10 protein-coding genes are annotated in these 11,801 nt (G+C 72.1%); 1 reads left to right on the forward strand and 9 read right to left on the reverse strand.

The genetic code is table 11. From position 1 onward, the window contains the following. Position 1: 1 nt before the first annotated feature. The 5 genes from WCE39_RS00305 to WCE39_RS00325 all read right to left on the reverse strand — a co-directional run bounded on the left by WCE39_RS00305 (position 2) and on the right by WCE39_RS00325 (position 6,554). Positions 2–964, reverse strand: coding sequence for a DUF1684 domain-containing protein (locus WCE39_RS00305; RefSeq protein ID WP_343274715.1), 963 nt, complete (start codon positions 962–964; stop codon positions 2–4). Next, a complete protein-coding gene (mutL, locus tag WCE39_RS00310; RefSeq protein ID WP_343274716.1) occupies positions 964–2,877 on the reverse strand; it encodes a DNA mismatch repair endonuclease MutL in 1,914 nt (637 codons plus the stop codon). Before mutL ends, WCE39_RS00305 begins: the two co-directional genes overlap by 1 nt. Before the next feature lie 73 nt (positions 2,878–2,950). Next, the gene (locus tag WCE39_RS00315) at positions 2,951–4,486 is read right to left on the reverse strand and encodes an N-acetylmuramoyl-L-alanine amidase (RefSeq protein ID WP_343274717.1); all 1,536 of its coding nucleotides are present in this window, start codon (positions 4,484–4,486) and stop codon (positions 2,951–2,953) included. A 74-nt stretch (positions 4,487–4,560) separates the two neighbouring features. Then, a complete protein-coding gene (gene tsaE, locus WCE39_RS00320; protein ID WP_449283958.1) occupies positions 4,561–5,061 on the reverse strand; it encodes a tRNA (adenosine(37)-N6)-threonylcarbamoyltransferase complex ATPase subunit type 1 TsaE in 501 nt (166 codons plus the stop codon). Beyond that, positions 5,061–6,554 carry an NAD(P)H-hydrate dehydratase gene (locus WCE39_RS00325; RefSeq protein ID WP_343274718.1) on the reverse strand — a complete coding sequence of 498 codons (1,494 nt, stop codon included), beginning with the start codon at positions 6,552–6,554 and terminating at the stop codon, positions 5,061–5,063. The genes tsaE and WCE39_RS00325 overlap by 1 nt, the downstream gene beginning before the upstream one ends. A gap of 26 nt (positions 6,555–6,580) precedes the next feature. On the opposite strand from WCE39_RS00325, the gene queG reads away from it, so the two are divergent. Beyond that, a complete protein-coding gene (gene queG, locus WCE39_RS00330) occupies positions 6,581–7,678 on the forward strand; it encodes a tRNA epoxyqueuosine(34) reductase QueG (RefSeq protein ID WP_343274719.1) in 1,098 nt (365 codons plus the stop codon). A 6-nt stretch (positions 7,679–7,684) separates the two neighbouring features. Here the strand turns inward: queG and pgi are convergent, their stop codons facing one another. The 4 genes from pgi to panB all read right to left on the reverse strand — a co-directional run bounded on the left by pgi (position 7,685) and on the right by panB (position 11,801). Continuing rightward, positions 7,685–9,199: a glucose-6-phosphate isomerase gene (gene pgi / locus WCE39_RS00335; RefSeq protein WP_343274720.1), complete on the reverse strand. Its 1,515-nt coding sequence runs from the start codon at positions 9,197–9,199 to the stop codon at positions 7,685–7,687. A gap of 4 nt (positions 9,200–9,203) precedes the next feature. Then, the gene (panD, locus tag WCE39_RS00340) at positions 9,204–9,584 is read right to left on the reverse strand and encodes an aspartate 1-decarboxylase (RefSeq protein WP_343274721.1); all 381 of its coding nucleotides are present in this window, start codon (positions 9,582–9,584) and stop codon (positions 9,204–9,206) included. Between the two features lie 529 nt (positions 9,585–10,113). Further along, a complete protein-coding gene (gene panC / locus WCE39_RS00345) occupies positions 10,114–10,989 on the reverse strand; it encodes a pantoate--beta-alanine ligase (RefSeq protein WP_343274722.1) in 876 nt (291 codons plus the stop codon). After that, the gene (panB, locus tag WCE39_RS00350; protein ID WP_343274723.1) at positions 10,986–11,801 is read right to left on the reverse strand and encodes a 3-methyl-2-oxobutanoate hydroxymethyltransferase; all 816 of its coding nucleotides are present in this window, start codon (positions 11,799–11,801) and stop codon (positions 10,986–10,988) included. Before panB ends, panC begins: the two co-directional genes overlap by 4 nt.

Genomic DNA, 11,801 nt, shown 5'->3' on the forward strand with positions numbered 1-11,801 from the left:
GTCAGGTACCGGCGGGCTTCACGTAGGCCTTCTCGCCCGCGGTCACCGCCAGGTCGAGCCGGTTCTCCGGCGGCGGCAGCGGGCAGGTGGCGAAGTCGGTGAAGGCGCAGGGCGGATTGTAGGCGCGGTTGAAATTGAGGGTGACCCGCCCTTCGGCATCCGGGGCCGCCGTGTCCAGGTAGCGGCCCGCGCCGTAGCTGGCGTGTCCGTTGGTGCGGTCGGCAAGGATCAGGAACAGGCCGCCGTCCTCGCCATCGATGGCCTCGAGCCTGTAGTCGCTGCCGGCCCTGCTGAACTCCACCGCGCCCGGATTGGGCAACAGGTCGACCCCGCCCACGATGTTGGCGATCTCGATGGTGCGTCCGGCGGGATGCGGCTCGAAGCGCGCATCGACCAGCCAGCCCGCATCCACCGGCCAGTACTCCAGGTCGCCGAAGGCCGTGCGTCCGTGGGCTTCGGCGTGCTTGACGCGCAGTGCGCGGTGCCCGCCGCGCGTGACCAGCGACAGCCTGCCCTGGCCGTCGTCGAACAGCAGCTCCGTCGGATCCGGCTCGCGTGCGTCGCGCAGCTCGATTCGACCGGTGACCGGCGCCTCGCCCACGGCGACCGCCACGCCCTGCTCCGGCGTGAAGTACACACGTCCGCCGTCCTGCTGCACCAGGCCGAGCTTCGCCGGCCCGTGCGCCAGGCGGATGCCGCTGGTCGCGCTGCTGCCGATGTAGTGCGCGCGCAGCTCCAGCCGGTGCAGGCCGACCAGGCTGGCCCAGCCGTCTTCGGCCAGCAGTCTTTCGCGGCGTTCGCTGCGCCACTCGGCCTCGGCCGCGGTCATGGCCGGACTGGTCTGGGGCGTATCGGCGGCAAGGCCGTCGTCGCCGCCGGCCGGGGCATCGGTGCCGCAGCCCGCCAGCGCGGCGGCGAACAGCAGGCAGGCCGCGACGGCGGCAGGCGGAAGGTGTCTGGTCATCAACGTCCCCTCAGGAACCAGCGGTCGATATCGGCGAGCGAGAACCGCGTCCACGTCGGGCGCCCGTGGTTGCACTGTCCCGAACGTTCGGTGGCTTCCATGTCGCGCAGCAGCGCGTTCATTTCGGCGATGGTCAGGCGCCGGTGCGCGCGCACCGCGCCGTGGCAGGCCATGGTGGAAAGCAGCTCGTCACGGGCGGCGCGCACGCGGCGGCTCTCGCCATGCTCGCGCAAATCGGCGAGCACGTCGCGCAGCAGGGCTTCGGTATCACCCTGGGCCAGCAGCGCCGGCACGCCGCGCAGCAGCAGCGACTGCGGGCCGGTGCGCGAGACTTCAAAGCCGAGTTCGCCCAGGGTCGCGACCTCGCGCTCGGCGATCTCGGCCTCGCGCTCGCTCACCGCCACCGCCTGCGGCACCAGCAACGGCTGCAGTCGCAGGCCGCTGCCATCGTGCGCGGCCTTGAGCTTCTCGTAGCCGATGCGTTCGTGGGCAGCGTGCATGTCGACGACGACCATGCCGTCGGCGGCTTCGGCCAGGATGAAGATGCCGTGCAACTGGGCGACGGCGAAGCCGAGCGGCGGGATGCCGTCGTCGCCGGTTTCGGGCAGCGCAGCCGACGCGCCGGCGTACGCTCCCCACGCCTGCGCCGCGTCCGTCGCCCTGTCTGCGCCACCTGCGCCGGCTGCTCCGCCGGCGTATGCGATCCCGCTGCCATCCATCACGCCATGTCCGGCGCCATAAAGCAGGGCAAGGGCATCCCGCGCCTGGTCGCCGCGCAGGGACAGGCTCGACTGTTCAGCCACGCGCGCTGCCAGTTCGCGCGAGACCACGCCCTGGGTGCTGACCGCCGCGACCAGTGGCGCGTTGCCGGCGCGGGTTGCAGCCAGCGCCTCGTGCAGGGTGCGATAGACGAAATCGTGGACCATGCGCGAATCGCGGAAGCGCACTTCATGCTTGGCCGGGTGCACGTTCACGTCCACGCGCGCCGGATCCAGTTCAAGGAACAGCACGTAGGCCGGCTGGCGGCCGTGGAACAGCACGTCGGCATAGGCCTGTTTCACCGCGTGCGCGACGCTGCGGTCGCGAACGGCGCGGCCGTTGACGTAGAGGTACTGCTGGTCGGCGCTGGCGCGCGAGTAGGTCGGCTGCGCGATCCAGCCGTACAGGCGCAGTGCCGGCGCATCGCCGCGGCTGTGGTCGCCCGGGCGCGGCCCGACGGCGTGCTCGACCCGCAGCGCGGCCTGCGCGAACGGCTCGCCCAGGGTTTCAAGCAGGCGCCCCGCCCCCTCGTCGAACGCGAGTCCCTCGCCGCCGCCGCGGTAACGCCGCGACGCACGGCCGTTGTGCGTGACCCGCAGCTCGACGTCCGGGCGCGCCAGGGCCAGCGAACGCAGCCATTCTTCGATGTGGCCAAGCTCGGTGCGTTCGGCGCGCAGGAATTTGCGCCGCGCCGGAACGTTGTAGAACAGGTCGCGGATCTCGACCGTGGTGCCCTGCGGGTGCGCCTTCGGCAGCACCTCGCCCACGCGCCCGCCCTCGACCTGCAGGCTGGCACCGTGTCCGTCGCCGCCGCGGCGCGATGTGATGGTGAAGCGGCTGACCGACGCGATCGACGGCAGCGCCTCGCCGCGGAAGCCGAGCGTGGCCACGACCTCCAGGTCGTCGAGCGAGGCGATCTTGCTGGTGGCATGCCGCGACACCGCCAGCGGCAGCTGCTCCGGCGCGATGCCGCCGCCGTCGTCGCGGATCCGCATCAGGCGCACGCCGCCTTCCTCGAGATCGATATCGACGCGCCGGGCGCCGGCATCCAGCGCGTTCTCGACCAGCTCCTTGACCACCGATGCCGGGCGTTCGATGACTTCGCCGGCGGCGATCTGGTTGACGAGGGTGTCGGGAAGCTGGCGGATGCTCAAGGGGTCGCGGGGGCCGGCCGCTGCGCGTCCGGCCGATGGGGGCCAGCCCCGATGATAAGCGAGCTTGCCGCCCTCAGCGGCTGCCGCCGCTCGCGACCGGTACGCCTTCCGCGGATGCGCGCATCGCGAACAGCGTGCCGGGCGGTGGCTGGCTGGTGAAATAGGTCTTGACCCCGTCCAGCACGGCGCGCGCGACGTTGGCCTGGAACGTCGGGTCGACCAGGCGCTTCTCTTCCTCGGGATTGGACAGGAAGGCGGCTTCCACCAGCATCGAAGGCATGTCCGAGGTACGCAGCACCGCGAAGTTGGCGCGTTCGATATGCGGCTTGTGGTTGTTTCCGATGCGCTTGAGGCCCGCCAGGATGTGGTTCCCGGCGTCTTCGGAGGCCTTCATCTGCCCGCTCTGGGTGAGGTCGAGCAGCACGTTTGTGAGCATGCTGTCGGACGTCGCGACCTTGCCGCCGCCGATCAGGTCGGCCGCGTTTTCCTTGTCGGCCAGCCAGCGCGCGCGCTGCGAGGACGCACCCTTCAGCGACAGCACATAGACCGACGAGCCCTTGGCGCTCCGGTTCTCGGCGGCATCGGCGTGCAAGGAGATGAACATGTCGGCGCCCGCGGCGCGCGCGAGCTGCGCGCGGCGGTTGAGCGGGATGAAGACGTCGGCGTCGCGCACCAGGTGCGCCTTCAGGCCGGGCGTGGCGTTGACCTGGCGCGCCAGCTCGCGGGCGATGGCCAGGTTGATGTCCTTCTCGCGCTTGCCGGTCGGGCCGACGGCGCCGGGATCCTGGCCGCCGTGGCCGGCATCGATGGAGATGACCAGCGGGCGCGTCGCACCGCTGGCCGCGGCCTGGGCGGCATTGATGGACGACGCCTGCGCGGCGGGTTCGCGCCGGACCGGCGTGGGCACGCCAGTGGCGATGGTGGTCGGCACCGCCTGCCGCGGCGACGGATCGCTCGAGGGCTGCGGCCGCTGCGGGGATGCCGTGGACGGGGCCGCGGGCGACGGAACGCGGGCGGCGGGAAGATTGGCGATCAGGCGCGAGGTCGCGTCGGCCGAGGCGCGCGCGGGATCGGGGGCGGGGCCGGCCGTGGCTTCGCCCGCGCCGGACTGGGTCGCGGCCGCGATCCGCGCGATCGGATCGTCCGCGGGCGGCACCTTTGCCGCGGGCGCATCGGCCGTGGCAATCGCGGCAGGCGCGGCGCCGTGGTCGCCGGGCCACTCGAGCACCAGCCGGGTGCCGTCGGGGCCGGTCTCGAAGCGCGGCGCCAGGGCCACCACGGGCATCAGCAGGTCGAAGACCACACGGGTGGTGCCCGGCGTCGGCTCGCCGGTGCGCACCGCCTTGACCACGCCCGCGCCGGCGGGCGCAGCGCCGCGCAGGGCCAGCCGGCTGCTCGGAAAATCCACGACCAGGCGATCGGGTCCGGACAGTGCGATCAGCTTGTAATCCGCCTGCGCGTCGAGCCTCAGCTCGGCACGCGTGCCGGTCGGCCCGGCGCTCAGGCGCAGGTCGTTGATTTCAGACGCTTTCGCAAAATTCCAGATCAGCGCGGCCACGAGCGCCGCGCCGAGAAGGAGTTGCTGCAGGTGGATGCCCCGGACGCGCATGGCCGTAGTCAAGCATCACTTTGGCCCGTTTGCAAGATTTTTTCCCTTATGAATCCGGGACCTGCCGATCCTTCCTACGGGCTGGGTTCAGGAAGCCCCTGCAAACGACGCTGCTGGTCGAGCGCGGCCGTCCAGAGGTCGCCGGCCACGCCGTGGAACGCCAGCCGACAGCGCCGGCCGTCGCCTTCGACGCAAAGATGGACCTCCAGGTCGGGCCCCGGCAGGGCGCCAAGCCCCCGTTCGGGCCATTCCACCAGCCAAAGCCGCGCATCGGCGTCGTCCAGGCCCAGGAACTCGAGTTCACCGGCATCGCCGATGCGATACAGGTCCAGGTGCAGGGCTTCGCCGCCGGTGGCCAGGGGATAGCGCTCGACCAGGGTGTAGGTCGGGCTGCGCACCGGCCCGGTGACGCCGAGCGCGCGCAGCCACGCACGGGCCAGCGTGGACTTGCCCGCGCCGAGGTCGCCGTGCAGGTGCACCGCGGCGGACGCGGGCTGCGTGGCCGCGAGCGCTTCGGCCAGGGCCGCGGTGGCCGCGGCGTCGGCCAGGAACATGTCGACCAGCGGCGCGGTCATCAGGCCTGCCCCACGTCGCGCAGCGCCGCGATGAGGTCGCTCGGAAGCAGGCCGCGCATGCCGCCGGCCGCGGCCGCATGGTCGCCGGCGACGGCGTGCAGCAGGGTGCCGGCCACCGCCGCCTCGGCGGCCGGGAGGTGCTGGGCACGCAGCGCGGCGACGATGCCGGTGAGCGCATCGCCCATCCCGCCCACGGCCATGCCCGGGTTGCCGGCATCGATGATCCAGGCCCGCCGGTCGGGCGCGGCCACCACGCTGCCGGCGCCCTTGAGCACCACGACGCAGCCGTGGCGTGCACAGAGCGCGTGCGCGGCGGCGATGCGGTCGCGCTCGACCTCCCCCACCGTGCAGCCGAGCAGGCGCGCGGCCTCGCCGGGGTGCGGCGTCAGCACGGCATCGGCAGGCAGGCTGCGCGGGTCGGCGGCGATGAGGTTCAGGGCATCGGCATCGACCACCAGCGCGCGCCCGCCGGCGATGGCCGCATCCAGCAGGCCTGCGGCCCACGCGTCGCGGGCCAGCCCGGGTCCGATCGCGCAGGCATCGGCCGCCGCGAGCAGCGGTGCCAGCCCGGAGGGATCTTCGAGCGCGTGCGCCATCGCCTCGGGCGTGCGCGCCAGCAGGGGCGCCACGTGGGCCGTGCGCGTGGCCACCGAAACCAGGCCCGCGCCCGCACGCAGCGCGGCGCCTGCCGCGAGCAGCACCGCCCCGCCCATGCCGTGGTTGCCACCGGCCACCAGCACGTGGCCCGCGCTCCCCTTGTGCGCCGTGCGTGCCCGCCGGGGCAGCAGCGCCGCCAGCGCACCGGCGCGCAGCCGCCACGCGACCGGCTTCACGCCGTCGAAGGCCGCATGCGGAACGTCGAGCGACGCCGTGGCCAGGATGCCGACGTGGTCGAGTGCCGCGCCCGTCGCCAGCCCCGCATGGTCGCCGAGGAACTGCAGCGTGCGCCGCGCCCGCACGGCGATGCCCGGCACGCTCCCGGACGACGCCTGGACCCCGGACGGCACGTCGAGCGCGAGCACGTCGGTGCCGCACGCATCGATCGCGGCGATCAGCGCGGTGCAGGCGTCGTCGGCGCGGCCGTCGAAACCGATGCCGAACACCGCATCGACCACGACGTCGCAGCCCGGTGGCAGCGCATCGGCTTCATCGATCACGCCGCCGGCACCGAGGAATCCGGCCGCCGCGCGTCGCGCCGGCCCGCTGCGCGGCGCCTGGCCGGCGGCATGGAGCACGCGCACGTCGCGCCCTGACTCGAGCGCGAGCCGCGCCAGCACGTAGCCGTCGCCGCCGTTGTTGCCGGGACCGCAGGCGACCACGATGCGCTGCGCCTGCGGCCAGTGCTCGAGCAGGAAGCGCCAGGCGGCCGCGCCCGCACGCTGCATCAGCGCGGTGTCGTCGCCACCGCCGGGCCCGATCGCCTGGGCCTCGATACGGCGGATGCCGGCCATGTCGTACAGCGGGATGGCCGTGTCGGTTCGGGAGGCGTGCATGGCCCGGATTCTATACTTTGCACGCCATGTCCCAGCGCCCAGCCACCCCTGCGCAAACCCCGCCCACCGCGCCGCCCGACGCCGCGACGCTTGCCGCGCGGGTCCGCGCCCTGGTGCAGGACGCCGGCTTCCAGCGCTGCGGCATCACCGGCATCGACCTCGGCGATGACGAGGGCCACCTGCGCGACTGGCTCGCGCGCGGCTTCCACGGCTCGATGGACTGGATGGCGCGCCACGGCAGCAAGCGCTCGCGACCGCAGGAACTGGTGCCGGGAACGATCAGCGTGCTGTCTGTGGGCCTGGACTACGGCCGCCGCGACGACGTCGAAGCCTGGGCGACGCTGGCCGACGGCGAGCGCGCCTACGTCGCCCGCTACGCACTGGGCCGCGACTACCACAAGCTGATGCGCAACCGCCTGCAGAAGCTGGCCGAGCGCATCGCCGCGGAGATCGGGCCGTTCGGCCATCGCGTGTTCGTCGACTCGGCGCCGGTGCTGGAGCGCGCGCTGGCGCGCAACGCCGGCCTCGGCTGGATCGGCAAGCACACCTGCCTGATCGACCGCGACGGCGGCTCCTGGTTCTTCCTCGGCGAGCTCTACCTCGACATCGCCCTGCCCCCCGATCCGCCGGCGACGCCGCACTGCGGCAGCTGCAGGCGCTGCATCGACGTCTGCCCGACCCAGGCAATCCTGGGCCCGAACGTGCTGGATGCGCGGCGCTGCATCAGCTACCTCACCATCGAGCACGAAGGCCCGATCGAGGAGGAACTGCGGCCGCTGATGGGCAACCGCATCTTCGGCTGCGACGACTGCCAGCTGGTGTGCCCCTGGAACAAGTTCGCGCGCCGCCACGACGAGCCCGACTTCCGCGCCCGCAACGACCTCGACACCGCCAGCCTGGCGGACCTGTTCGCGTGGGAAGAGGACGAGTTCCTGCGCCGCACCGAAGGCAGCGCGCTGCGCCGCAGCGGGCACGCGCGCTGGCTGCGCAACATCGCCATCGCGCTGGGCAATGCGCCGGCCACGCCGGAGGTGCTGCGCGCGCTTGAAACGCGCCGCGAACACCCCGACCCGGTCATCCGCGAGCACGTGGCCTGGGCCTTGGCGCGACACGCCGCCAGCTGAGCGATCTCAGCGGTGCGCGCGGATCTCTTCCAGCAGCGCCCGCGTCACCGCATCGCCCGCCTCACGCTCGCCGCGCAGCGCCGGCAGCAATTCGCCGGCAATGCGCTTGCCCAGTTCGACGCCCCACTGGTCGAAGGCGTTGATGCCCCACAACACCGACTGCGCGTACACGCTGTGCTCGTACATCGCCAGCAGCGCGCCGAGCGAATGCGGCGTGAGCTCGTCGAGCAGGAACAGCGTCGACGGCCGGTTGCCGGGATACGCCTTCTGCGGGTCATCGGCAGCGTGCCCGTTGCCCAGCGCCTCGGCCTGCGCAAGCAGGTTGGCGAGCAGCGCATCGTGGTTGCCCGCGTGCGCATGCGCCGGCCGCACCACGCCGATGAAATCGGCCGGCACCACGTCGGTGCCCTGGTGCAGGGCCTGGAAGAAGCTGTGCTGCGCGCCGGTGCCGGCGCCGCCCCAGACCACGGGCACGGTCGCCACTCCCGGCGCAAGGCCATCGCTGCGCACCGATTTGCCCAGGCTTTCCATCACCAGCTGCTGCAGGAAGGCCGGCAGGTGCGCCAGGCGCTGGTCATAGGGCAGTACCGCCTGGGTGGGCAGGCCAAGCGCGTTGCGGTTCCATACCGCCACCAGTGCGTGGCGGATCGGCAGGTTGGCTTCGAGCGATGCTTCGACCGCATGCGCATCCATTTCCGCGGCGCCGTCGAGAAGTGCTTCGAACCCGTCCATCCCCACCGCGAGCGCGATCGCGAACCCCACCGCCGACCACAGCGAATAGCGTCCCCCGACCCAGTCCCACATCGGCAGCACGCGCTCCGGGGCCACGCCGAAGGATTCGGCCGCGCTCACGTTGGCGCTGACCGCGTACAGGCGCTCGTCGCCGGCCAGCCAGTCACGAACGACCTCGCCGTTGAGCAGCGTTTCCTGGGTGCCGAAGCTCTTGGACACCAGGATCGCCGCGGTGCGCCGCGGGTCCAGGCCGCGCAGCACGTGCTGCACGTCGCTGCCGTCGACGTTGCTGACGAAGTGCAGGCGGAAGCGGCCGTCGTTGAAGTCCTTCAGTGCATCCACGACCAGCCGCGGTCCGAGGTCGGAGCCACCGATGCCGATGTTGATGACGTCGGTGACGCCGGAGTCGCGCAGCGACGCGACCAGCCCCGCCATGCGTGCACGCGCGGCGAGTGCGTCGGCGTGCGCGCGCTGCGCGACCTCGCCGCGACCGATGTCCGAGCGCAGCGCGGTGTGCAGCGCGGGCCGGCCTTCGGATGCGTTGACTTCGGCGCCATCGACCAGGGCGCGCAGCGCCAGCGACAGGCGTACATGTCCGGCGAGTTCGCCGAGCGTGGCCAGTGTCGGTCCATCCAGGCGCTGGCGCGCGAAGCTTGCGTAGACCGGTCCGACGCGCAGCGACATGGCCTGTGCTCGCGCGGGGTCGGCCGCGACCAGGTCGGTGATGCGCGAGCCGGCAAGGCGCTCGGCGTGGTCGAGGAACTGGCGGACCAGCGCTTCGCCGGCCAAGGTGTCAGGCCGCCTGCGCCGGGATGGCGTCGTTGGTGTGGGTCATGCGGTTCTCGCGATCGACGTACACCAGGCTGGGCTTGAACGCCGCGGCTTCGGCCTCGTCGCAGGCGCCATAGGCACAGATGATGACCAGGTCACCCGGTTCGGCCTGGTGTGCGGCGGCACCGTTGACGGAAATGATGCCGCTGCCTTCTTCGCCGCGAATCGCGTAGGTCGCGAAGCGCTTGCCGTTGTTGATGTTGTAGATCTCGATGCGCTCGTATTCGCGGATGCCCGAGAGGTCGAGCAGGCGGCCGTCGATCGCGCAGGAGCCTTCGTAGTGCAGCTCGGCGTGGGTGACGGTGGCGCGGTGGATCTTCGCTTTGAGCAGGGTCAGGAGCATGGTGGGGGACCGCAAGCTGCCGGGAAATCGGCGTCAGGTTTTGGATTCTACAAGATGGCGCACGCTGCTCTTGTCCGGGAACCCCTTCACCGGGGGCTGATTCAGCGTTCCGGGGGTCTTGGTTTGGCGGGGGCGGAGGGTGGGCACTCCGCCGGCGTCGCGGTGGTCTTGGCTTGGCGGAGGCGGAGGGTGGGCGGCTACTCCGCCGGCGTCGCGGTGGGGCTGCTCCTTATTGCCGGCGGAGTACCCGCCCACCCTCCGCTGCCATCCGCGCGCGGTGGGGTGTAGGAAGAGCAAAGGCGCCGTGCCTTTGACCTTTTCGGCGGGCCGCGGGAAGGCGCAGCAAGGCGGGTTGGGGGGTGCGCAGTGGGCATAAAGGCCCGCGCAGCGGGACAGCCCACGGAGTACCCATCAACCCGTCGTACCGCGCGCCGGACGTTTCCGCGGCGGGGATCGCAGCTATAGCTGCTCCCACAGGGCTTTCCCGTCTCTTTCGCGGCCGGGGTCGCAGCTGCAGTTCTCCTGCAGGTCAGCGGGGTGGGTTCGGGAACTCGAGGTTGTCGATCAGGCGGGTCCGGCCGAGGCGGGCGGCGATGAGGGCGACGCGGTGGCCGTCGTCCGCACCGCGCTCCGTCTCCGGTTCGACGAGCAGCGGCGTGCGCAGCACGGCGTAGTCGACTTCGAAGCCGGCGGCCTGCAGTCGTGTGACGGCTTCGGTCTCCGCGCTGCGCCAGTCGGCGCCGCCCTGCACCGCCGCGCGCATCGCCTGAAGCGTGCGGTGCATTTCGGGCGCGATCGCGCGTTCGGCGGGCGACAGGTACTGGTTGCGGGAACTGCGGGCCAGGCCGTCGGCTTCGCGCACGATGTCGGCGCCCAGCACCTGCACCGGGAACGCGAGGTCGTCGACCATGTGCCGGATCACGGCGAGCTGCTGGTAGTCCTTGCGGCCGAACACGGCGACGTCGGGCTGCACCTGGTTGAACAGGCGCGCGACCACGGTGCATACGCCGTCGAAGTGGCCCGGGCGATGCGCGCCGTCGAGCACGCCGGTGATGCCGGGCACCTGCACGCGCACCGCGCGCGCCGTGCCGAGTGGGTACATCTCCTCGAGCCCCGGCATCCAGGCGAGGTCGCAGCCGGCGGCATCGAGGCCGGCGATGTCGGCGTCGGGCGTGCGCGGGTAGCGTTCGTAGTCTTCGCCGGGGCCGAACTGGGTGGGATTGACGAAGACGCTGGCGACCACGCGGTCGGCATGCGCGCGTGCGAGTCGCACCAGGCTGTAATGGCCTTCGTGCAGGTTGCCCATGGTCGGCACCAGGGCCACGCGCAGGCCGTCGCGCTTCCAGGCGGCGATGCGTGCGCGAAGCGCGCCCAGTGCGCGCTCGACTTCGATCGCAGCGCTCATGCGTAGGAGTGCGCCGCGTCGGGGAAACTGCCGTCGCGCACGGCGGCCACGAACGCCTCTGCGGCGCCGGCCACCGAGCCGCCTTCGGCCAGGAAATCCTTCACGAACTTCGGGCGACGGTGGCCGGAGTCGAGGCCGAGCATGTCGTGCATCACCAGCACCTGGCCATCGCAGTCGGGACCCGCGCCGATGCCGATGGTGGGCACCGCACTGTCGCGCGTGATGGCGGCGGCCAGCGCTGCGGGCACGCCCTCCAGCACGATCAGCGCGGCGCCGGCCTCGGCCACTTCGCGCGCTTCCGCGCTCAGGCGTTCGGCCGCGGCCTCTTCGCGCCCCTGGACCTTGAAGCCGCCGAAGCGCAGCACTGATTGCGGCGTCAGGCCGAGGTGGGCGCAGACCGGCATTTCGCGCTCTGACAGGAAACGGATCACGTCGAGCTTGGGGCCCGCACCCTCCAGCTTCACCATCTGCGCGCCCGCCTGGAGCATCCGGGTGGATGCGTCCAGTGCGCGCTCGGGGGTGGCGTCGGCCTGGAACGGAAGGTCGGACACCAGCAGCGCATGGGTCAGCGCGCGGGCGACGCAGCCGGTGTGATACGTGATGTCGTCGACGGTCACCGGCAGCGTCGAACTGCGGCCCTGCACCACCATGCCGAGCGAATCACCGATCAGGATCAGGTCGACGCCCGCGGCGTCGAACACGCGCGCGAACCCCGCGTCGTAGGCGGTGAGCATCGCGAGCTTGCGGCCCGCTGCGCGCGCCTCGGTGAGCCCGGGCACGGTCATCGGCCGGCGGTCCTGGATCTTGGCCAT

This window comes from Luteimonas yanweni (assembly GCF_039548475.1).
Taxonomy (GTDB): Bacteria; Pseudomonadota; Gammaproteobacteria; order Xanthomonadales; family Xanthomonadaceae; genus Luteimonas.

Coding starts and splice junctions, on each gene's coding strand:
- WCE39_RS00305 (WP_343274715.1), bottom strand. CDS start 964: ATGACCAGACACCTTCCGCCTGCCGCCGTCGCGGCCTGCCTGCTGTTC.
- WCE39_RS00315 (WP_343274717.1), bottom strand. CDS start 4,486: ATGCGCGTCCGGGGCATCCACCTGCAGCAACTCCTTCTCGGCGCGGCG.
- tsaE (WP_449283958.1), bottom strand. CDS start 5,061: ATGACCGCGCCGCTGGTCGACATGTTCCTGGCCGACGCCGCGGCCACC.
- WCE39_RS00325 (WP_343274718.1), bottom strand. CDS start 6,554: ATGCACGCCTCCCGAACCGACACGGCCATCCCGCTGTACGACATGGCC.
- queG (WP_343274719.1), top strand. CDS start 6,581: ATGTCCCAGCGCCCAGCCACCCCTGCGCAAACCCCGCCCACCGCGCCG.
- panD (WP_343274721.1), bottom strand. CDS start 9,584: ATGCTCCTGACCCTGCTCAAAGCGAAGATCCACCGCGCCACCGTCACC.
- panC (WP_343274722.1), bottom strand. CDS start 10,989: ATGAGCGCTGCGATCGAAGTCGAGCGCGCACTGGGCGCGCTTCGCGCA.
- panB (WP_343274723.1), bottom strand. CDS start 11,801: ATGGCCAAGATCCAGGACCGCCGGCCGATGACCGTGCCCGGGCTCACC.